We start from the raw sequence: 19,183 nt of genomic DNA on the forward strand, positions 1-19,183 counted from the left end.
ATCAGCCCTGAAACTCGGACTTCCTGTAGCCCTGCAGATACAGCAGCGCGGTCAGATCACCGTGGTTGATCCGCACGTCACATTCCGCCGCGACCGAGGGTTTGGCGTGCAGCGCAACTCCGGTTCCGGCGCGGTACAACATGCCCAGATCATTGGCCCCGTCCCCCACCGCGATCACATCCGCCTCGGCCAAACCGAGCTTGGCTGTGATCCGTTCCAGCGACTCGACCTTGGCTTGCCGACCCAGAATCGGACGTCCGACATCGCCGGTCAGGCGTCCGTCTTCGGCCAGCAGCGTGTTGGCGCGGTTTTCGTCAAACCCCAACAACTCGGCCACGCGCGCGGTGAAGGCGGTGAACCCGCCTGACACCAACGCCGCATAGCCGCCATTTGCCCGCATGGTGGAAACAAGTTCGCGCCCGCCGGGCATCAGGGTGATCCGGGTGTTGAGCACCTGATCGATCACCGCCTCGTCCAGCCCTTTCAGCAGACCGACCCGTTCGATCAGGGCCCCTTCGAAATCCAACTCGCCATTCATGGCGCGCGCGGTGATGTCCTTGACGCGTTCGCCCACACCGGCCTCATCAGCCAGTTCGTCGATGCATTCCTGCTGAATCATGGTGCTGTCCATATCGGCCAGCAGCATCTTTTTGCGTCGCCCCTCGGACGGTTGCACAACCAGATCGACGCCCATCTGCTGCAAGTCCGCCCAAACATCCCAGCGATTGTCCGGCATGTCCGGCACGGCAAATTCTGCCGCCTCGTCGGGGTTCAGCCAGACAATTTCGGCACCGCCCCAGGCGTTTCGCAGCGACTCGACCAGAGCCGGGTCCAGCGACGGTGCGGCTGGGTTGGTAAGCAATGTGGCAACAAACATATCGTATCTCCGGCAAGCTGCCATGCGCATATCGCAGGTGCAGCATATGCACCAGAGCGGGATTGGAAAACGCCCGTAAAATATATCGCAAACGGGGCTTTACCACCCCACATTTCCACGACAGATTCAGCGCAGGCAGCTGGGAAAGGAATACGGGATGGGCAACCCGCTTTATGATCGCTTGTTTGGGATTCACGCGGGGAAAGACACGGCGTTTCTGCATCTGCCCGACGGGCGCACAATCACCCATGCCGCGTTTCTGGATATGGCGGCGCGGATCGCCAACGCGCTGACAGGGTATGGGCTGGAACCCGGCGATCGCGTAGCCGTTCAGGTCGAGAAATCGCCTGAGATGCTGGCGCTATATGCGGCCTGCGCGCAGGCGGGGCTGATCTTTCTGCCTTTGAACACCGCCTACAAAACAGCCGAGCTGACCTATTTCATCGAAAACAGCGGGGCCGCTTTGGTCGTCTGCGATGCGGCCAGTGAGGCGGAACTGACCCCAATTGCACAGGCTCAGAACGCCCGGCTGGAAACGCTGAACGCCGATGGCTCGGGCAGTCTGATGCGTCGGGCTTTGGGCATGTTACCGGCCTTCGAACCGGTTCACCGGACCGAGGATGATCTGGCCGCATTCCTATACACCTCTGGCACCACCGGACGCTCAAAGGGGGCGATGCTGACACAGGCGAACCTGCTATCAAACGCCGATACGCTGGTGCGGGAGTGGCGGTTCACGCGCGAAGATGTGCTGTTGCACGCGCTGCCGATCTTTCACACGCACGGGCTGTTTGTGGCAACGAATGTGATCCTCGCCTCGGGCGGGTCGATGATCTTTCTGCCGAAGTTTGATCTGGACGACATGCTGCGCCTGATGCCACAGGTGACATCGATGATGGGCGTGCCCACCTTCTACACGCGCCTGCTGGGCGACGCGCGCTTCACCGGTGATCTGACCCGACATATGCGGCTGTTCATCTCGGGCTCAGCCCCCCTGCTGGCCGAAACCCATGAGACATTCGAGGCCCGCACAGGCCACCGCATCCTTGAACGCTATGGCATGACCGAGACCAACATGAGCACCTCGAACCCCTATGACGGTGAACGCCGCGCGGGCACGGTCGGGTTTCCTCTGCCGGATGTCGAGTTGAAAGTGACCGATCCGGACAGCGGCGAGACCCTGCCGCAGGGTGAGATCGGCATGATCGAGGTGCGCGGCCCGAACGTCTTCAGCGGCTACTGGCAGATGCCTGAAAAAACAGCAGCCGAACTGCGCGAGGATGGCTTCTTCATCACCGGTGATCTAGGTCGCGTGGACGAGGATGGCTATGTCCACATCGTCGGGCGCGGCAAAGACCTGATCATCTCGGGCGGGTTCAACATCTACCCCAAGGAAATCGAGTTGCTGCTGGACGATCAGGCCGGCGTGTTGGAAAGCGCCGTGATCGGCGTGCCGCATCCCGATTTCGGAGAAACGGTTCTGGGCATCATCGTGCCCTTGCCCGGCCAGTCACCGGACCTGACCGCAATCATGGCCTCGGTTCAGAACGACCTCGCCCGATTCAAACACCCGCGCGAGCTGATCCTGATGGACGCCCTGCCGCGCAATACGATGGGCAAGGTGCAGAAAAACGCCCTGCGCGAGCAATTCAGGGATCGGTTCGTCAAGGGCTAGGGGTCAGCGGCACACGGCCGTTTTCGGTCAGCAACCAGCAGTCGCGGCCCTCGAAAACCGCTGGAACCAGCGGTCGACCCATCCCCGCTCCGCCATCCAGATTGATCCGGTTGCCACGATGCTCGGCCCGCTGGGCGGGTGTGTGCCCGTGCACGATCAGACAGGGATGCGGGCGCGGATCGTCCAGAAACTCGCCCCGTATCCAGACCAGATCCTCTTCGGTTTGATCCGCCAAGGGGACGCCGGGCCGAATGCCTGCATGGGCAAAGAACACCTCGCCTTCCTGATGATGTGTCACAAGGCCGTTCAGAAAGTCGATATGAGCCTGCGGTACAACATCGTGCACCCGCTCAAGCAGCCGGTAAATGCGGTCTTCTTCCGTAAACTCCACACCGTAGGACGCCAAAGTCTCGGCCCCGCCCAGGCGGTGATGTAGCCAGTGTTCCCCGACGCGCAGCTTGGCCTCGGCTGTGGAGCCATCCTGCAAGAAACGGGCAAACATCCGGTCATGATTGCCCAACAGAAACACCCAGTTGCGCCCGGCGCGGTGTTCTGCGGCCAGAAGGTCCAGAACCGCGCAACTATCCGGACCGCGATCCACATAATCACCCAGAAACACCACACGGGCATCCGGCCCGCCATCACGCTCGATCAGGTCAAGCGCCTGTTGCAGCATCTCAAGCTGGCCGTGAATATCGCCAATTACGTAAACGGGGGATGGCATCAGGTGCCCTCGTACAGATTGAATATCTGGCTTGTTGCGCAAATCTTCGGGCGGGAAAAGAAAATACCCGCGCCTTGGGGGGCGCGGGCAGGAATTGTCTCAGAAATTCAACACTTAAAGCGTTTCGGGTTTTACATGCACCACTATTCGACACGAATGTCCCGAGAACGCCGCAGGCGTGGCAGGGCATTCGTGTCTCAGGTTAAACCCGAAACGCTTCTTTAGGCGACATCGAACTCCAGCGGCTTGATCTGTGTGAACAGACCCGTCTCTGCCAGCTTGGCGCGGGCCTCAGCCGGCACAGGTTCGTCGACGTAAAGCAGCGCAATGGCCTCGCCGCCCGCCTCGGACCGGCCAAGGGTAAAGTTCGCGATGTTGACATCGTTCTCACCCATGGTCTGACCCAGCGCACCGATGATGCCCGGAACATCTTCGTTGGTGGTATACAGCATATGCGCGCCCACTTCGGCATCGATATTGATGCCCTTGATCTGGATGAAACGCGGCTTGCCATCGCTGAACACGGTGCCCCCGATGGAACGCTCGCGCTTTTCGGTCACCACGGTCACTTTGATATAACCTTCGAACGCGCCCGATTTGTCCTGATTGGTAGTCGAAATCTGAATACCACGTTCACGGGCCACAACCGGGGCCGAGACCATGTTCACCTCGGGGTTGAACTTCTTCATGATCCCCGCCACGACCGAGCAGTTCAGTGCCGCAAGGTTCATCCCGGCGGCGACACCGTCATAGAGGATGTTGATCGCTTTGATCGGCTCATCCGTCATCTGGCCGATAAAGCTACCCAGATGACCTGCCAGCTTGATCCACGGGCCCATCACCTTGGCTTCTTCCGCCGTCACGCTAGGCATGTTCAGGGCGTTTTCCACGGCACCGGTCAGCAAATAGTTCGAGATCTGCTCGGCCACCTGCAGCGCCACGTTTTCCTGCGCTTCGGTCGTGGCCGCGCCCAGATGCGGCGTGCAGACCACGTTGGGCAGGTTGAACAGGGCGTTTTCCTTGGCCGGTTCCTCGCTGAACACGTCAAAGGCCGCGCCTGCGACCTGACCGGATTGCAGCGCCTCGGCCAGCGCCTCTTCATCCACAAGGCCGCCACGGGCACAGTTGATGATGCGCACGCCCTTCTTGGTTTTGGCCAGGTTCTCGCGGCTCAGGATGTTGCGGGTCTGGTCGGTCAGCGGCACGTGCAGAGTGATGAAATCGGCGCGGGCCAGCAGATCGTCCAGCTCGACCTTTTCCACGCCCATCTTGGCGGCTTTCTCTTCGCCCAGATAGGGATCATAGGCGACAACCTTCATCTTCAAACCCAGCGCGCGTTCGCAGACGATGCCGCCGATGTTCCCCGCACCGATGACGCCAAGGGTCTTGTTGGTCAGCTCGATCCCCATGAACTTGGACTTTTCCCACTTGCCCGCATGGGTCGAGGTGCTGGCCTCGGGGATCTGGCGCGCCACGGCGAACATCATCGCAATCGCATGTTCGGCGGTGGTGATCATGTTGCCAAAGGGCGTGTTCATCACGATCACGCCTTTTTTCGAGGCCGCGTCCTTATCGATATTGTCGGTGCCGATCCCGGCGCGGCCGATGACTTTCAGCTTGTCGGCCTTTTCCAGAATGGTCGGCGTGACCTTGGTGGCCGAGCGGATGGCGAGGCCGTCATACTGACCGATCACCTCGGCCAGCTTGTCTTTGTCCTTGCCCAGATCGGGCATGAAATCCACATCGATGCCGCGGTCGCGGAAAATCTGCACGGCGGTTTCGCTGAGCTTGTCGGATACGAGTACTTTGGGGGCCATATCTCTGGTCCTTTGAAGAAGTCTTGGGATGGCGGGCTGAAGCCCGCCCTACATTTCAGTTCTGCGTAGGCCGGGCTTCAGCCCGGCACGGGGACGTCAGGCAGCTTCTGCTTGCGCCGCGATCTCGGCCTCGAAGGCCCAGGCCAGCCACGGCAGCATCGCCTCGATATCCGAGGTTTCCACCGTACCGCCGCACCAGATGCGCAGACCCGCAGGCGCGTCGCGATAGGCACCGATGTCCAGCGCGATATTCTCGGCCTCCAGCCGTTTGGCCACGGCCTTGGCGAAGGTGGCACCGTCCTGAATGCGGGTATCCGTGAACTTCAAGCAGACCGAGGTGTTGGATTGCGTCGCCGCATCCTCGGCCAGATTGGCGATCCAGTCGTTCTGGTCACAGAACGCATGGACCGCACCGGCATTGGCATCGGCCCGGGCGATCAGCCCTTGCAGACCCCCAACCGAGCGCGCCCAGTCCAGCGCGAACAGGTAATCCTCAACCGCCAGCATCGATGGCGTGTTGATCGTGGCACCAGTGAAGATACCCTCGATCAGCTTGCCGCCCTTGGTCAGGCGGAAAATCTTGGGCAGTGGCCATGCAGGCGTATAGCTTTCCAGCCGTTCCACCGCGCGGGGGCTGAGGATCAACATCCCGTGGGCCGCCTCGCCACCCAGCACTTTCTGCCAGCTGAAGGTGGTCACATCCAGCTTGTCCCAGGGCAGGTCCATCGCAAAGGCCGCCGAGGTCGCATCGCAGATCGTCAGACCTTGACGGTCATCGGCAATCCAGTCGCCATTCGGCACCCGCACGCCCGAAGTTGTGCCGTTCCACGTGAACACCACATCATTGGCGAAATCGACCGAGGCGAGATCAACGATCTCCCCGTACTCAGCCGTTTTCACTTCGGCGTCGATCTTCAGCTGCTTGACCACATCCGTAACCCAACCGGCACCAAAGCTTTCCCACGCCAGCATCTCGACCTTGCGTTCGCCCAGCAGCGACCACAGCGCCATCTCGACCGCGCCGGTGTCCGAGGCGGGAACGATGCCAATCTTGTAATCCGCCGGAATGCCCAGAATTTCACGCGTGCCTTCGATGGCCGCTTTCAGCTTGTCCTTGCCAACAGCGGCACGGTGCGAGCGACCCAGCGCGGCATCGGCCAGTTTGGTCAGATCAAATGTGGGGGGTTTGGCGCAGGGGCCCGAGGAAAAACGCGGATTCGCCGGCCGCGTCGCCGGTTGTTCATTCGTCATCTGTATTACCCTTCCAGATACACGCCCCTCGTTGGGGAGGGGTGTCCCACGGACAGCCCTATGCATCCCCAAAAAAAACAGCAAGCAGAAAAGACGCTTCAGAGTCGGTTAACGACACAAAAAAACCGAACGGAGCAGGAACGTGTGTTTCCGATTGGCACAAAATTGACACAAGCGAAACTCGCTTTGTTCCTCCGGTCGATGAGCACGAACGTGTTGCGCGAGTCGTTGGGTATGCGCTCACCATCAGTGACTATGAAGCCTGGAACCGCGCGGCTGCAGTGTTCTCAGCCCGCTTGTCTGAGCAAGAGCGCGCGGGCCTGCTGTTTGCCGCCCTAAAGAGCTTGGACGAGGACACGGCCTATAGAATTGCCAGCCTCGTTCTATTCGGCACCCACCAAGGGGAGGCCGTAGGATGAGCGTCACTGCGTGCAAATGGGCTTGGGAGGCTGATCTATCAGCGCCCCTGAAACTCGTGCTCCTAGCCTTGGCCCACTGCCACAACGGACGCACCGGCCAATGCAATCCACGTGTCGAGGTGATCGCAGAGATGGTCGGCCGCTCTAAGCGAGCCGTTCAGTACTCGCTGAAGGAGCTAGAAGAGTTCGGGTACATCCGCCCAATCAAGCGACGCAAGGGCGCAAGGCAGGCGTCAAATCAGTACGCTTTGGCTCTGGATGGTGTGGTTTTTCAGAGTGCAAAAAGCAGCACCCTGAAGAAGAAGGCCAAATGCAGCGAATTGCACCCTGAAAGTGTCGAGAATTGCACCCTGTATATAGAAAGGGAATCTGAACAGGAACGCACCCAGCACCCCAGCGCCTTGAAAATCGTCAATGGCGGGAGGTGCTGAGAATGGTTGTGTGGCTGATCTCGGATCTGGTCCCAATGCCCGGCTTTCTGGGAGAACCGTCGTACGCGGAGCGGGCTGTTCCTTTCTCTCTCCCCAAAAAAAGGGAGGGAGTCTGATGGCGAAAGCTACGAAAGACGCAATGGCGGCCCTTCGCTTCCTGCCGACTCTCAAGATCGCTCAGGGTCGATTGGCAGGGAAACCGCTCCGGTTGGCCCAGTTTCAAAAGCAATTTGTACGCGGTGCCTTTGCCAAGGATATCGAAGTCGGAGTGCTGAGCATCGGCAGGGGCAACGCCAAGACCGCGCTTTCGTCTGGGGTGTCTTTGGGACACCTGGTCGGTGAGATCGCGCCCCAGCCCGAACGCGAGATCATCTTCGCAGCACGGAATCGGGATCAGGCCAAAATCGCCTTTGGGTTCCTGCTGGGCTTCATCGAGGGCCTGCCAGACGAGAGGCGTGAGGAATACGATTTCACCATTCGCCGTGGATCTCGGCTCGAGGTGGAAACCGGATTCAACGGCGGCGGGTTGGCCCGAGTGATCGCAGCCGATGGCAAGTCCATTCTCGGCGGTGCACCAACGCTGGCCGTGATGGACGAGCGCGCTGCATGGGATGGGGAGAAAGGCGACGCGCTGGAAAACGCGATCCTTTCCGGACTCGGAAAACGCGACGGTCGGGCGCTGATTATCTCGACCTCGGCACCGGACGACGCAAACACATTCAGCCGGTGGATGGATGAACCACCGCCGGGAACCTATGTTCAGGAACATCGGCCAGACCCAGGCTTGCCACCAGACGATCTTGATAGCCTGCTGATCGCAAACCCCGGTTCGAAAGAGGGTATCGGCAACACACCCAAATGGCTGGTGGCCCAGGCACGACGCGCAATGGCGCGGGGCGGATCCGCCCTGTCGAGCTTTCGAAACCTCAACCGAAACGAGCGTGTCGCCGCTGATGATCGATCGGTGCTGATCACCGTGGATGAATGGCTTGCTGCTGAGGTGTCGCCGGACAAACTGCCGCCTCGCGACGGGCCGGTGGTGCTAGGCGTGGACTTGGGCGGCAGTCGCAGCATGTCGGCATCAGCACTGTACTGGCCGGAGACGGGACGGCTCGAAGCCACTGGTGCATTCCCCAGCAAGCCCAGCCTTGCGGATCGTGGCGCTGCTGACGGGGTACGGACCCGGTATGTCGACATGTCCGAACGTGGCGAACTGGCCACCATGGGACAAACAACCGTGCCCGTTGGCCCATGGCTGGCCTCGGTTGTGACGCAGTTGGACGGCCAACCACCCGCCGCAATCGTTGGAGATCGCTTCCGCCACGCTGAATTTGTCGAAGCTCTGAATAAGGCGGGACTCGAGCGCGTTCCGTTTCTCTGGCGTGGCTTCGGTTGGAAAGACGGCGCTGAGGACATTGAACGGTTTCGGCGGGCTCTGTTTGAGGGGCGGGTCAAAACGGTTCCGTCCATGTTGCTGCGCAGCGCTTTCGCAGACGCAATCACGCTGGTCGATCCCGCGGGCAACCACAAACTGGCGAAGGGTCGGAGCCTCGGGCGGATCGACGCCGCCGCAGCAACGGTTCTGGCCGTGGCGCAAGGTGCGCGCATGGTCAGCAGCCCGGCCAAGCAAGCGAGGGCTCCGGTATGGGTGTGAAACGATACGGCACATGGGTCTACCGCGATGCGCGCTGGCCAGTTCTGAGGCTAAGAGCCAAGCGGCGCGACGGCTGGAAATGCGTCCAGTGTGGTTCTCGGTACCGGCTCCAGGTCGATCACATCGAGCCTGTCCGCGATGCGCCAGAACGCGCCTTTGACCCCGAAAACCTGCAAACGCTCTGTGGCCCATGCCACGGACGAAAGACCCGGCTGGAATGTGGGCACAATCCTCTTCCACCGGACCGCCAGGAATGGCGCAACCTGCTGCACGACATGCAGCGCAACCTATCGAGCAAAGGAGAAACACATGCTTGATTCAGTGAAGATCCAGCGCCGTCAGTCGGAAATCCGGCAGGAGCTGGCAGAGTTGGTCGGGAAGGAAACCCCGACCGAAGATGAAACCCGGTCCATGGAAACACTGGACTCGGAATATCGCAGCAATGAAACCCGCTATCGCGCGGCGCTGATCGCCGAGGACGAGGAGCGCCGGGAGGCTGGTGAGGAACTGGATACCCGCTCCGAAAAGGAATGGGACGATCTCGTTGAAGGCTTCGAAGTCCGGCAGGTCGCAATGGCGCTGGACACTGGTCATCAGATCGACGGCCGCACCGCGGAGGTGGTGACGGAACTGCGCAGCCAAGGCGGTTATCAGGGCCTGCCAATCCCATGGGAAGCGCTGGAGGTTCGCAGCACCGTTTCCTCGGGTACGCCTGATCCAATCCAGACCCGCCCGATCATTGATCGCTTGTTCCCCAACTCTGTGGCCGCTCAGATGGGCGCACAGATGATTTCTATCGATCACGGGGATATCGAATGGCCGGTGGTCACTCAGGGCGCGACTGTGGGCTGGCAAGCTGACGAAAGCAGCGATGTTCCGGCACCACAGGCATTCCAAACGACTGATCGCGCGATGGCACCCGACAACACCATGGGCACGCGGATGCAAATCACCCGCAAGACCCTGAAGAAATCCGGAGCAGCGCTGGAACAAGCCGTGCGGCGCGACATGAACAGTGCCATGGGCATTGAGATGGATCGTGTCGTATTCCTCGGCTCTGGCTCGTCTGGTGAGCCTCTGGGTGTGATTGCCGGTGCCAGCACATACGGGATCACGGAAACCGCCATAGATGCAACGGCCTCTTGGGCGGCTTATCGGGCGGCAGTCACACGGTTCATCACTCGCAATACTGCTACTGGGCCGGGTTCAGTCAATGGCCTGATCCGGCCCGAACTCTGGGACTTCCTCGATGGCGCGGTCTGGGACGCTGGCAGTGGGATCACCGAATGGGATCGCTTAGCGGCACGAATGGGCAACCTGCCCATGTCGCACAACGCCCTTGCCGCGCCTACGGGAACTCCGTCGTCCTGTTCGTCGCTGCTGACCACGAGCGCGGGCGGGGTGGCTCCGATCTTCGTTGGCAAATGGGGCGCAGTGGACATGATCCGCGACCCGTACACCGATGCCGCATCTGGTGGGATGCGTTTGACGGCTTTGGCCACCATGGACGTAACCGTGGCGCGCCCTGCACAGTTGGAAGTTCTGACGGGGCTCGAACTCGCATGATGTTGACCGGCTTCGCAGAAGGCAGCCTTGAACTGCGGAAACGGGCGTCCGGCGCGATGGCGCTGCGGGGCCGGTTTCCATACAACAGCCGCGCCGTCCTGAGTGACGGCGGGCGCACCGGGCGTCCACGCAAAGAGCAGTTTGCGCCCGGGGCATTCCGCTATTCGGTCGAGAACCAGCAGGAGATTCACCTCCTGATCGGCCATAGCTTTGACCGGCCTCTTGCATCACGCGGCGCCGGTTCTCTTGAGCTAGAAGACAGGGACGACGCGCTAAGTTTCGAGGCGACGATTGCGCCCGAGATGCAGGAGGTCAGCTGGGTTCAGGACTTCTTTGCAGCGTTCAATGCCGGTCTTATCGTCGGCTTGAGCCCGGGGTTTCGCATCCCGCCCCAGCGCACCGTCCCGAATGCTGAAGAAGTGACCGAGGAAGATCCGGCTGAAGGCAACGCTCTGATCCGTACGATCTTTCAAGCAATTCTGTTTGAACTGAGTTTGGTCACTCGCCCAGCCTATTCGGAAACCGAAGTCGAGGCGCGCAACTGGAAACCAGCCCCCGAAGCACCTCGCATCTTCCTTCCCCGATCACACCGCAACCGTTGGAGGCTCTGATGGTAGAAATCTTAGTTCAGAACGAAAGTATGCCGGCGGCTTTTCCAGCGGTGCCCGTGAACCTCAGCGCCAAGGCGCAGGCTTTGGATTCTGATATGGTCTGGCAGCGGATCGAGGCGCACACGGCGCACAGGTATTCCGAACGGCAGGTTGTCTGGATCGTCGAGGGGCCGGGGCGCTTTGTGCCGAACCTGACCCCTGCAACGATCACACTGATAGAAGTCTGGGAGTCGGGCGCATGGGCAGAGGCTGTGCTGACCGAAAGCTGGAACGGGGGCTATGTGCTGCTTGGAGACGGGCCTTATCGCTTCACAGCGACCGTTGGGGGCGGAACGCCACCCCCGGACGTGTACGAGGCGTTTGTGCGCCTGGCTGAGTATTGGGCCGAGGGACGCGCCATTGTCGATGAACCGGGCGCATCGTCATACAAGACCAGCATCGGCGGCCAGATCAATTACGAGATCCAGCGCAACCCGGCTTGGATGGCGCGGGCGATCCAGAATAGCGGCGCTGGTGATCTCCTGCGGAACTATCGGAGGGTCGTGGCATGAATTGGGCGTTCTGGCGCAAGCCGAAAACCGAGACGCGCTCAGCGATGTCAGGCTTCACGGCCGAGCTCATGGCCGCGCGGGAATCCTACATTTCCGGTCGCCGCGGGATCGCAGAACTGACCGGGACCGTTCAAAGCTGCGTGTCGCTCTGGGAGAACGGATTGCGGCTGGCAGATGTAGACGGGACCGACTTCTTGACTGGCCGTGTTCTCGGAATGACGGCGCGCGCTCTGGCATTGCGTGGCGAGGCGGTGTTCCTGATCCGCGAGACTGGCCTTGTGCCATGCAGCGACTGGGATCTGCGTACGGTCGACGGTGAGCCCCGCGCCTATCGTTTGTCGGTCAGTGAGGCGGGCGGAGGCAAGGCTCTGACCGCGCTCGCTGGCGAGGTGCTGCACATCAGGATCGGTGTGGATTCCGTGGTGCCCTGGGCAGGCTCTGCCCCTCTGAAGCGCGCCCAGCTTACCGCTGGGACGCTGCAGGCAATCGAGACTGCGTTGGGTGAGGTGTTCGAGAACGCCCCGCTTGGTTCGCAAATCGTACCGTTTCCAGAAAGTCCAGACACGGACATGAAAGCAATCGGACGTGAGTTCAAAGGCGCGCGGGGCAAGTTGTTGCTGCGGGAATCGACCACGGTTACAGCGGCGGGCGGGCCCGCGCCTCAGACCGACTGGAAACCGCAGGACGTGACGCCTGATTTATCCAAGGCCATGACGCGAGAAAGCCTTGATGCGATGCGCGGGTCAATCTGCATGGTGTTCGGGATTCTTCCAGCGCTGATGGACAAAGCCGTCACTGGTCCAGCCGTCAGAGAGGCACAGCGACATCTTGCTCAATGGATGCTCCAGCCGATTGCTGAGGCAGTCGCGGAGGAATGCACCGCCAAGCTGGGCGCAGACGTCAAACTGGATGTGATGCGACCGCTCCAAGCCTTCGACGCTGGCGGGCGGGCGCGGGCAGCAGCCGGGGTGATACAGGCACTTGCGCAGGCCAAAGAAGCGGGTGTCGATCCGGCTCAAGCATTGAAACTAGTCGATTGGGGGGCTGAGTAAGCCTCTTTGCGTCCTTTCAAGGTAGAAAAGTCCCCCAATGGAGGCAGGTTGCGCCTCGGGTCATGAGAGCACCCTAAGCAACCCCGTAAGTCGGCGAGTGGGTAAACCCCGACATGGCGCGGCCTATCTCCTGTGGCGTGGCGCAGCACCGGCACGCTTGGCATTGGCGGGGCCGGTGCACCCATTCAAAAGTAAAGGCTGTGTCAAATGACTACGAAATTTATCGGAGTTTCACCCGCAGAGGCGCGCCGTCGCCTAGATGAATGCCTGAAAAATGCTCCTGTTTTGTCACGTGATGAACTACCCAATGCCGAATTACCCCCTCGTAATTGGCACTTGCACCAGAAGGTGTTTCCAAGGCTCGTAAGGCGACCAGATTGGCGTCAACGCCTAGCAGTTGTGGTCGATCAATGGTCGATGAAGAATTACACCACCGATATTGATAATTGCTTCTCGTTCACCTGTTCGGCTTTAGACGCAATGATCGGGTCGAGGTTTCACGAGTATCACTGGAACAACCTTCGAGGAAACTATCGGGGTTATTTCCGATACGTGCAGGTAATGGCAGGGCGGGATTTCTTCGACATAGCTGGCCTACGGACTCGGTGGCAAGACGCAAAGCACGGCGACATTCTGCAGGTTGAGTCACCAACTCCCATTCGAGGAAAAGTCCATATCTCCTATTCGATCAAAACCGAAAATCCACGGGAAGTGATGACATTCACTGTGCAAGGGCTGGTGGTCGAAACATTGATCGATTCGTTTGCACCATACATGCGCATCTGGAGCCCTAGGTTTGCAATTGGAGCGGATTAACAACCGCGCTGCTTTCAACCCTAGTTACTAGCTCGACCGGCGTCGTAGTCCTATGATTTCCAATTAAACCGCAGCCCAAGACTTTCCCTTGTGTATTGCACGAACTCGAGCACCGCATCAGCTGCCCAATTCGCCCTTTGAGCGCTCGAACACCGCATAGGAAAGAAGGGCTGATCACGTGTCATAAGCGGGCTTTCCATGCCACGCAGCTTCTTTTCCAGTTTTTTGGATCTTTTAGGGTTATCATCCCATTCGGGACGGTAGTGTGCGATGGCATTTCGCAGATCGACGAGCAGTTTTACCGGTTGCGTCGGTTTTAGCCCTCGATCAAGCCTTTTAGCTCCGTTCTTCGTCAGCAGGTGATCGTACCTATCAAACAAGGGCTCGCGATCGATTGATTCAAAGAAGTCTTTATCGCGCCCCAGGTCTTCCAATGCCTCATAGTAGCTGGCCTCAAGGCAGGCAACCGAACTCAATATAGACGCCATGAACAACCAAGCGGCCTTATCTGCGTGCGAACCATACTCTGCGTTTTTGTAGGTCTCTTCGAGCGCCTTCACTTCACTGGCTAAGAACTTCGCACCTTGGCAAAGTTGAGATGCTCGATTGTATCGCTGCCCAACCGTTGGACCGCCGACACGCGCCTGCGGAGTAAAAACGTTTGCGCACCAACTGATTATTTCTTTAGCCATGAGTTGAGCCTAGCCGATACCGATTGCAAACTTTAGCATTAGCCACTTGGTTCGGTCTAAGTGCCTAAAGGTTTCGTACCTTTGTTCGTAGACTTTCATATTCATTTCGTCTTTTTTCACCGTAGTTGCCCTCAATTGTCCGAAACACGTTTCCGGAAGCAGCTGTGGATTTGGAACGCATAAACTTCTGTATGGTAGAACTATCGCTGCACGAGCAACCTTAGTTCATCTCCTGAACTAGATCTTTGATACGCTTTGCTTTTCCATAATGCCGGTGACCCGATGAATCATCGGCGTATGGCCTGACCTTAATGTTCATGTCCAAAAGTCTACCTCCAATACTCTCTCGGAAACCCGTTGAAGGATAGTACTTATAGGCAATCGCCCCGTCCGCGAGTGTTGTTGGCATTCGGGTGTCAGCTTCTAACGGAAACGCATCACCAATCATGTAAGTCAATGTACCCTTTTGAGGCAGTTCCAGCCCCAAATTGGTCACTGTAACATCTCGGTGGCCTACGTTTGTCGCGATTATTTTGACGAACTGACGTCCAAGCTCACCCGTGCTGGATACAGGTATCGCAAATTCGATTTTTACTCGTATGCGCCTGCGTGTTCGGCTCCGCAACTCTATGTAATTCACAATACCGAGGATCGCGCCGGTTAATCCGAAACCAAGAAGAATTAGATCACGAACGGCTTCAAAGTTTCCCATTTTTTCTGAGCCTCACACCCGCGCCGCCGCCATTTTCTGCAATGAACTCAACTCCCGCACGTTCCAATGCGGCGCGAACAACGGAGACCGTTGCATCTTTGATCCTGTCTCCGCGTTCCAACCGAGAGATCGTGTCAGGAGAGACGCCAGCTAGTTCAGCGGTTTCTCGGACCCCGAGACCCGTCGCAACTCTAGCCATTTTACACTGTATTCCATTCATTTTCAGAACACCGTACTGAATTTTATTGACTGCGTAGCTATCGGCACTTATCGTAACCACGTTCTGAAAATCTATCAACCGGAGAGTGACCAATGATCGACAAGCGTAGTTTTCACGGAAGAACCGCACCGAACGGCGCAGAGGAAGCCTGCTGGGATATCTATTCGCTTTGCAAAGTGGGCGTAGCTGCGGCTGACACATGTTCTAAGCCAAAAGACCTATTGCTAGCCTTTGAGACGCTCTTCGAAACCATCGCAGATCTAGCGGAAACCGCCGTCCACCTTATGGACGAAGCTGATCAGCCCGGAGACAGTAAGTTGGAAAACAGCACAACCTGACTTGACTGTGGGTAGGTACTCACGCTAAAGGATCTGTGAGTACCTACCCACGGAGGTTGAAGTGAACCTGTTCGAAGAGAAATACTCGCCATCTGAGTTTGCAGACAAGATCGGGGCCACCACCGACAATCTTAGGGATTGGCGCCGCAGAGGATTGGATATTGGCCTCAGCGCGGCGGTAAATGGTCGAAAAACCTACAGTGATTACGATCTTTTTGAAGTCGAGTTGATGCGCGCGCTGAAAGTCGATTGCTTGGACGAAATGCGGGGAGCCATCGACGTCGCCCGCTGGATTGCACCGAACGTCCTAAAGCGTTTCGGGATATCCTGTGCCAACCACCCGATGGTTGGTTGGGTAAAGCAAGCCGGCCACGACGAGAAGCGTTTCTACTTGGTTAACGGCCTTGGAAATGTTCGAATGGCTGACGATGTTTCGGACGCGTTGCAAGATTGGGGCGATCACGTCGGTTTTCGGGTAATTGACTGCGAAGCTGCTGCGAGGCGCATAGCCGGGTGGGTAGTGACTGAGCTTTGCGAATACCGGATGGATCCCAATATATTGCCATGACCGTCCCCGCCCTCTTTCCCGACTACACCACACCGGCGGATCTAGCCGGGCACTTTGGTGTCTCGGAGAGGACAATGCAGGGCTTGGTTCGAGCACATGGCTTATTTGCCAAGGTCGGTCGAAAGGTGGTTCTTTTCCCCGAACACGTTGAAGCACTCAAGGAGGCCCTGAAATGCCCCTCAAGCTCGAACGTCGTGGCAAATACTGGCACTACATCGGAACCGTTGCCGGAAGGCGACTCCGAAAGTCTACGGGAACGACTGACAAGAAAATCGCGGAGCGGGTCAAAGCGGAAGCCGAGGCGCTCGCCTGGAAACGTGCTTTCGATGGACCGGGAGCGGGTTTGACGATGGCGCAGGCCTTTATTGCGTACCTAGATGCAGGAAAGCCCGAACGCTTCATTTCCAAGCTCAACGACCATTGGGGCGACACACTGGTCGATGATGTAACACCAGAGGCAATCCGCCAGTCAGCCCGCAAGATTTACCCAAAAGCAAAGCCTGCCACTTGGAACCGTCAGGTAATCGTTCCTACGCAAGCAGCGATAAACCACGCAGCAGCACTATTCAAACGGCCCGAGATCAAGGTTAAGCGCTTCCCAGTCGATCCTGAGAGGAAAGAAGCCGCGACACTGGATTGGGTGAACGCCTTCGCCAGCCAAGCGACAGAGGACGGCCTAACGCACCTTTCAGCCATGTGTCTGTTTATGTTCGGCACAGCTGCGCGTATCGGTGAGGCTTGCGGTGTGACCTGGGCAGATGTGAATCTGCAAGCAGGGACTGTCAATATCCACATGAACAAGCCCACACCTTGGTCGAGGGTTGCTCACCTGCCACCTCGAGTGGTCGCGGCCCTTGCAAACATCCCCAGCAACAGAAAGCCCGAGGATCTGGTGTTCGGTTACGCAGGGCGAGGCAGTGTAACCAAGGTCTGGAACAACGTAGCAGACCGTGCAGAGATCGATCCACTGACCCCCCACTGCTGCCGTCACGGGTTCGCAACGACGATGCTGCAGGCGGGCTTTGACGTAAAAACGGTCGCAGAACGTGGCGGTTGGAAAGACCCGAACGTGGTCCTCAAAACCTACGCTCACGCTATCAAAGATATCACAGTCACAGATGCAGTTTTTGACACACCAATGACACAAGCCGAAAGTGATCGACCCACAAGCATCAGAAAACAAAGGGGAATATCAAAATGAACGCAACCCCTCGTTGGGGAGGGGTGTCCCACGGGCAGAGCTATTGCCTGCTCAACCGCTCAGCAAGCGGAAAAGACCTCTCCGATGCCAAAAACGACATCGGAAATCGCGTATATCGGGAACACAGGTTTCCTATCGGCATCACGGATCGAAGCGAACGGCCTCGCCCGTGTTCAGCGCCTGCTGCGCCGCCAGCCCCATGCGCACGGCCCATCGACCGTCGTGAAGTGAGACATCCGGAGCAGTACGCTGACCGCGCAACAGTTCCAGAAACCCCTGGTGCTGATAGAAAGTCGATCCGTTGTGATCCCCTGCGGCCAGCAATTTCGGATCGACCGGAATGTCGGTCGAAACCGGCCCCTTCGGATCGCGCGGACTGACGATCACCTGAGGCACGGGCGGTTCGCCCAGATTATCAGGCCAGAACCGGCCCGGTCCGGGGACCAGCGCCTCGATCTTGGCTTTGGGACCAATGGCCGAGACCTCTTCCTGATAGCGTGAGCCTTCGGCGAACATGCATAGTTCCAGCATCGCCCGCGCCCCGTTGGCGAAATCGACCAGCACATAGCCATGATCCAGAATATCCGGCGCCTCGCCGCCGTAGTCTTCATCCAGATGGTTCACGGCCTGCCCTCCGCTTGCGGTGATCCGCACCGGATCCGAGCCGATGATCAGGCGCATCAGGTCGAAGAAGTGACAGCATTTTTCGACAAAGGTGCCGCCGGTATTGCGATTGAACCGGTTCCAGTTGCCGACCTTGCCCAGAAACGGGAACCGATGTTCGCGGATCGACAGCATCTGAACGCCGCCGGTCACATCCGTCTGATTAATCAGCGCCGAGATTGGGGGCATATAGCGGTACTCCATCGCCACCCAGATCGGATGGGGGTAGTCGCGCTGAATCTGCTCAAGCCGGGCGGCATCCTGCGGATCGGTGAACAGCGGCTTTTCCACCAACAGCGGCAAGGGACGCGTGGCTGCGATTTCGCAAATCTGATCCACATGCAGGTGGTTTGGGCTGGCGATGACGAGGCAATCCAGATCCTCGACCGCCAGCAGCTCTTGCACAGACGTCACCATGACCGCATCCGGCGCAATGGTTTGCGCCGCTTTGGCCATGTCCGGATCAGGTTCGTAGATCGCCGCAACCCGCGTGCCTTCTAACAAAGCGATATTGTGCAGATGCTCCTGCCCCATCATGCCGCATCCGATCAGCCCGTAATGGATGGTCCGGGTCATGCGCGTTTCCTTTTACTTCAGACGTTGGACATAGGTGGCCCGATCCGGATCGAACCATGTTTTTGAAAACTCGACGGGTTCGGCCTTTTCCGACCAGCTGAACCGCTCGATATACCCCACCGTTTCACCGGCGGGTTTGGTGAAACTCTCGGGCGTCCAATCGGGCAGCGACCCGACCGAAACCCTGTCTTCGGCTCGCGTGATCCAGAACCCAAGCTGGTGCTGATAATAACGATAGAGCGAGTCCGACAGCAGGCTGCGATCGATCCGACCCGCTGATTCGTCCAGCCATATCTCTTCAACCGCGATGATTGTGTCATTCAGATAGCGCATCCGCCGCACGCGCGAGCCCCGGCTTGAGGCCCCGAATTGGGGCAGATCGATGGGCTTTTCCACTTGATCGACCGACAGAATATCCGCACGCGGCAAGCCCCCGCCTTCGGGCAGTTCCAGCCGGAACATCGCATAGACGCTGTTCTGCGTTCCGGTCTCGCGCACATAGTTGCCCGAGCCCTGTATCCGCTCCAGCATCCCTTTTTTCTCAAGCTCGGCGAGCGATTTTCGCAGCGTCCCGACCGAGACCTGAAGCTCGGCCGCCATGTCCCGTTCGGGTGGCAGACGTTCCCCATCGATCAACCGACCGGCTGCAATTTCGCGGATCAGAAGTTCGGCGATCTGAACATAGATCGGCAATGCGTTGGGGTTTCGGCTGTTCGAGGGCACGTTCAGGCGCTTCTTTCAGTCGCAGGAAAAATTGATACACTATTGA

General features: G+C 58.6%; 21 protein-coding genes. 12 read left to right on the forward strand and 9 right to left on the reverse strand.

Translation table 11 applies throughout. The annotated features are described in order from the left end of the window. Position 1: 1 nt before the first annotated feature. Positions 2–877, reverse strand: coding sequence for a phosphoserine phosphatase SerB (gene serB, locus ACR0C9_RS10840; protein ID WP_480780990.1), 876 nt, complete (start codon positions 875–877; stop codon positions 2–4). Positions 878–1,034: 157 nt separating this feature from the next. Between serB and ACR0C9_RS10845 the strand changes: the two genes are divergently transcribed. Next, positions 1,035–2,552 (forward strand): malonate--CoA ligase, encoded by a 1,518-nt coding sequence (locus ACR0C9_RS10845; RefSeq protein WP_480780991.1) that lies wholly within the window; start codon positions 1,035–1,037, stop codon positions 2,550–2,552. Here ACR0C9_RS10845 and ACR0C9_RS10850 read toward each other — a convergent pair. From ACR0C9_RS10850 to ACR0C9_RS10860, 3 genes are all read right to left on the reverse strand, one after another. After that, positions 2,542–3,276, reverse strand: coding sequence for a metallophosphoesterase family protein (locus ACR0C9_RS10850; RefSeq protein ID WP_480780992.1), 735 nt, complete (start codon positions 3,274–3,276; stop codon positions 2,542–2,544). The two genes, ACR0C9_RS10845 and ACR0C9_RS10850, sit on opposite strands and share 11 nt — an antisense overlap. Before the next feature lie 221 nt (positions 3,277–3,497). Further along, positions 3,498–5,093: a phosphoglycerate dehydrogenase gene (gene serA / locus ACR0C9_RS10855; RefSeq protein WP_480627093.1), complete on the reverse strand. Its 1,596-nt coding sequence runs from the start codon at positions 5,091–5,093 to the stop codon at positions 3,498–3,500. Positions 5,094–5,189: 96 nt separating this feature from the next. Beyond that, a complete protein-coding gene (locus ACR0C9_RS10860; RefSeq protein WP_480780993.1) occupies positions 5,190–6,344 on the reverse strand; it encodes a phosphoserine transaminase in 1,155 nt (384 codons plus the stop codon). A gap of 415 nt (positions 6,345–6,759) precedes the next feature. On the opposite strand from ACR0C9_RS10860, the gene ACR0C9_RS10865 reads away from it, so the two are divergent. The 8 genes from ACR0C9_RS10865 (at position 6,760) to ACR0C9_RS10900 (ending at position 13,444) form a co-directional block, all read left to right on the forward strand. Further along, positions 6,760–7,194 (forward strand): helix-turn-helix domain-containing protein, encoded by a 435-nt coding sequence (locus tag ACR0C9_RS10865; RefSeq protein ID WP_480780994.1) that lies wholly within the window; start codon positions 6,760–6,762, stop codon positions 7,192–7,194. Between the two features lie 115 nt (positions 7,195–7,309). After that, positions 7,310–8,848 carry a terminase large subunit domain-containing protein gene (locus tag ACR0C9_RS10870; RefSeq protein ID WP_480780995.1) on the forward strand — a complete coding sequence of 513 codons (1,539 nt, stop codon included), beginning with the start codon at positions 7,310–7,312 and terminating at the stop codon, positions 8,846–8,848. Further along, a complete protein-coding gene (locus ACR0C9_RS10875; protein ID WP_480780996.1) occupies positions 8,839–9,165 on the forward strand; it encodes an HNH endonuclease in 327 nt (108 codons plus the stop codon). Before ACR0C9_RS10870 ends, ACR0C9_RS10875 begins: the two co-directional genes overlap by 10 nt. After that, positions 9,158–10,414, forward strand: coding sequence for a phage major capsid protein (locus tag ACR0C9_RS10880; RefSeq protein WP_480780997.1), 1,257 nt, complete (start codon positions 9,158–9,160; stop codon positions 10,412–10,414). The genes ACR0C9_RS10875 and ACR0C9_RS10880 overlap by 8 nt, the downstream gene beginning before the upstream one ends. Further along, positions 10,411–11,025 (forward strand): HK97 family phage prohead protease, encoded by a 615-nt coding sequence (locus tag ACR0C9_RS10885; protein WP_480780998.1) that lies wholly within the window; start codon positions 10,411–10,413, stop codon positions 11,023–11,025. Before ACR0C9_RS10880 ends, ACR0C9_RS10885 begins: the two co-directional genes overlap by 4 nt. After that, positions 11,025–11,576, forward strand: coding sequence for a hypothetical protein (locus ACR0C9_RS10890; RefSeq protein ID WP_480780999.1), 552 nt, complete (start codon positions 11,025–11,027; stop codon positions 11,574–11,576). The genes ACR0C9_RS10885 and ACR0C9_RS10890 overlap by 1 nt, the downstream gene beginning before the upstream one ends. After that, entirely contained in the window at positions 11,573–12,628 is a 1,056-nt protein-coding gene (locus ACR0C9_RS10895; protein WP_480781000.1) for a phage portal protein, read from the forward strand. Before ACR0C9_RS10890 ends, ACR0C9_RS10895 begins: the two co-directional genes overlap by 4 nt. Before the next feature lie 207 nt (positions 12,629–12,835). Continuing rightward, positions 12,836–13,444 (forward strand): DUF6950 family protein, encoded by a 609-nt coding sequence (locus tag ACR0C9_RS10900; protein ID WP_480781001.1) that lies wholly within the window; start codon positions 12,836–12,838, stop codon positions 13,442–13,444. A gap of 50 nt (positions 13,445–13,494) precedes the next feature. Here ACR0C9_RS10900 and ACR0C9_RS10905 read toward each other — a convergent pair whose 3' ends face one another. The 3 genes from ACR0C9_RS10905 to ACR0C9_RS10915 form a co-directional block, all read right to left on the reverse strand. Further along, positions 13,495–14,136 carry a hypothetical protein gene (locus ACR0C9_RS10905; protein WP_480781002.1) on the reverse strand — a complete coding sequence of 214 codons (642 nt, stop codon included), beginning with the start codon at positions 14,134–14,136 and terminating at the stop codon, positions 13,495–13,497. 220 nt (positions 14,137–14,356) lie between these two features. After that, positions 14,357–14,848 carry a hypothetical protein gene (locus ACR0C9_RS10910; protein WP_480781003.1) on the reverse strand — a complete coding sequence of 164 codons (492 nt, stop codon included), beginning with the start codon at positions 14,846–14,848 and terminating at the stop codon, positions 14,357–14,359. Further along, positions 14,835–15,269 carry a helix-turn-helix domain-containing protein gene (locus ACR0C9_RS10915; RefSeq protein ID WP_480781004.1) on the reverse strand — a complete coding sequence of 145 codons (435 nt, stop codon included), beginning with the start codon at positions 15,267–15,269 and terminating at the stop codon, positions 14,835–14,837. Before ACR0C9_RS10915 ends, ACR0C9_RS10910 begins: the two co-directional genes overlap by 14 nt. Here ACR0C9_RS10915 and ACR0C9_RS10920 point away from each other — a divergent pair. The 3 genes from ACR0C9_RS10920 (at position 15,161) to ACR0C9_RS10930 (ending at position 17,175) form a co-directional block, all read left to right on the forward strand. Beyond that, positions 15,161–15,406 carry a hypothetical protein gene (locus tag ACR0C9_RS10920; protein ID WP_480781017.1) on the forward strand — a complete coding sequence of 82 codons (246 nt, stop codon included), beginning with the start codon at positions 15,161–15,163 and terminating at the stop codon, positions 15,404–15,406. The genes ACR0C9_RS10915 and ACR0C9_RS10920 overlap by 109 nt on opposite strands. Positions 15,407–15,467: 61 nt before the next feature. After that, the gene (locus tag ACR0C9_RS10925; protein ID WP_480781005.1) at positions 15,468–15,974 is read left to right on the forward strand and encodes a MerR family transcriptional regulator; all 507 of its coding nucleotides are present in this window, start codon (positions 15,468–15,470) and stop codon (positions 15,972–15,974) included. A gap of 172 nt (positions 15,975–16,146) precedes the next feature. Beyond that, positions 16,147–17,175: a tyrosine-type recombinase/integrase gene (locus ACR0C9_RS10930; protein WP_480781006.1), complete on the forward strand. Its 1,029-nt coding sequence runs from the start codon at positions 16,147–16,149 to the stop codon at positions 17,173–17,175. Between the two features lie 141 nt (positions 17,176–17,316). Here the strand turns inward: ACR0C9_RS10930 and ACR0C9_RS10935 are convergent, their stop codons facing one another. Together ACR0C9_RS10935 and ACR0C9_RS10940 are read right to left on the reverse strand one after the other, a co-directional pair. After that, positions 17,317–18,414 carry a Gfo/Idh/MocA family protein gene (locus tag ACR0C9_RS10935; protein WP_480781007.1) on the reverse strand — a complete coding sequence of 366 codons (1,098 nt, stop codon included), beginning with the start codon at positions 18,412–18,414 and terminating at the stop codon, positions 17,317–17,319. A 12-nt stretch (positions 18,415–18,426) separates the two neighbouring features. Beyond that, positions 18,427–19,137 (reverse strand): GntR family transcriptional regulator, encoded by a 711-nt coding sequence (locus ACR0C9_RS10940; protein WP_480781008.1) that lies wholly within the window; start codon positions 19,135–19,137, stop codon positions 18,427–18,429. Positions 19,138–19,183: the final 46 nt, after the last annotated feature.

It is taken from the genome of Ruegeria sp. C12 (genome assembly GCF_056537745.1).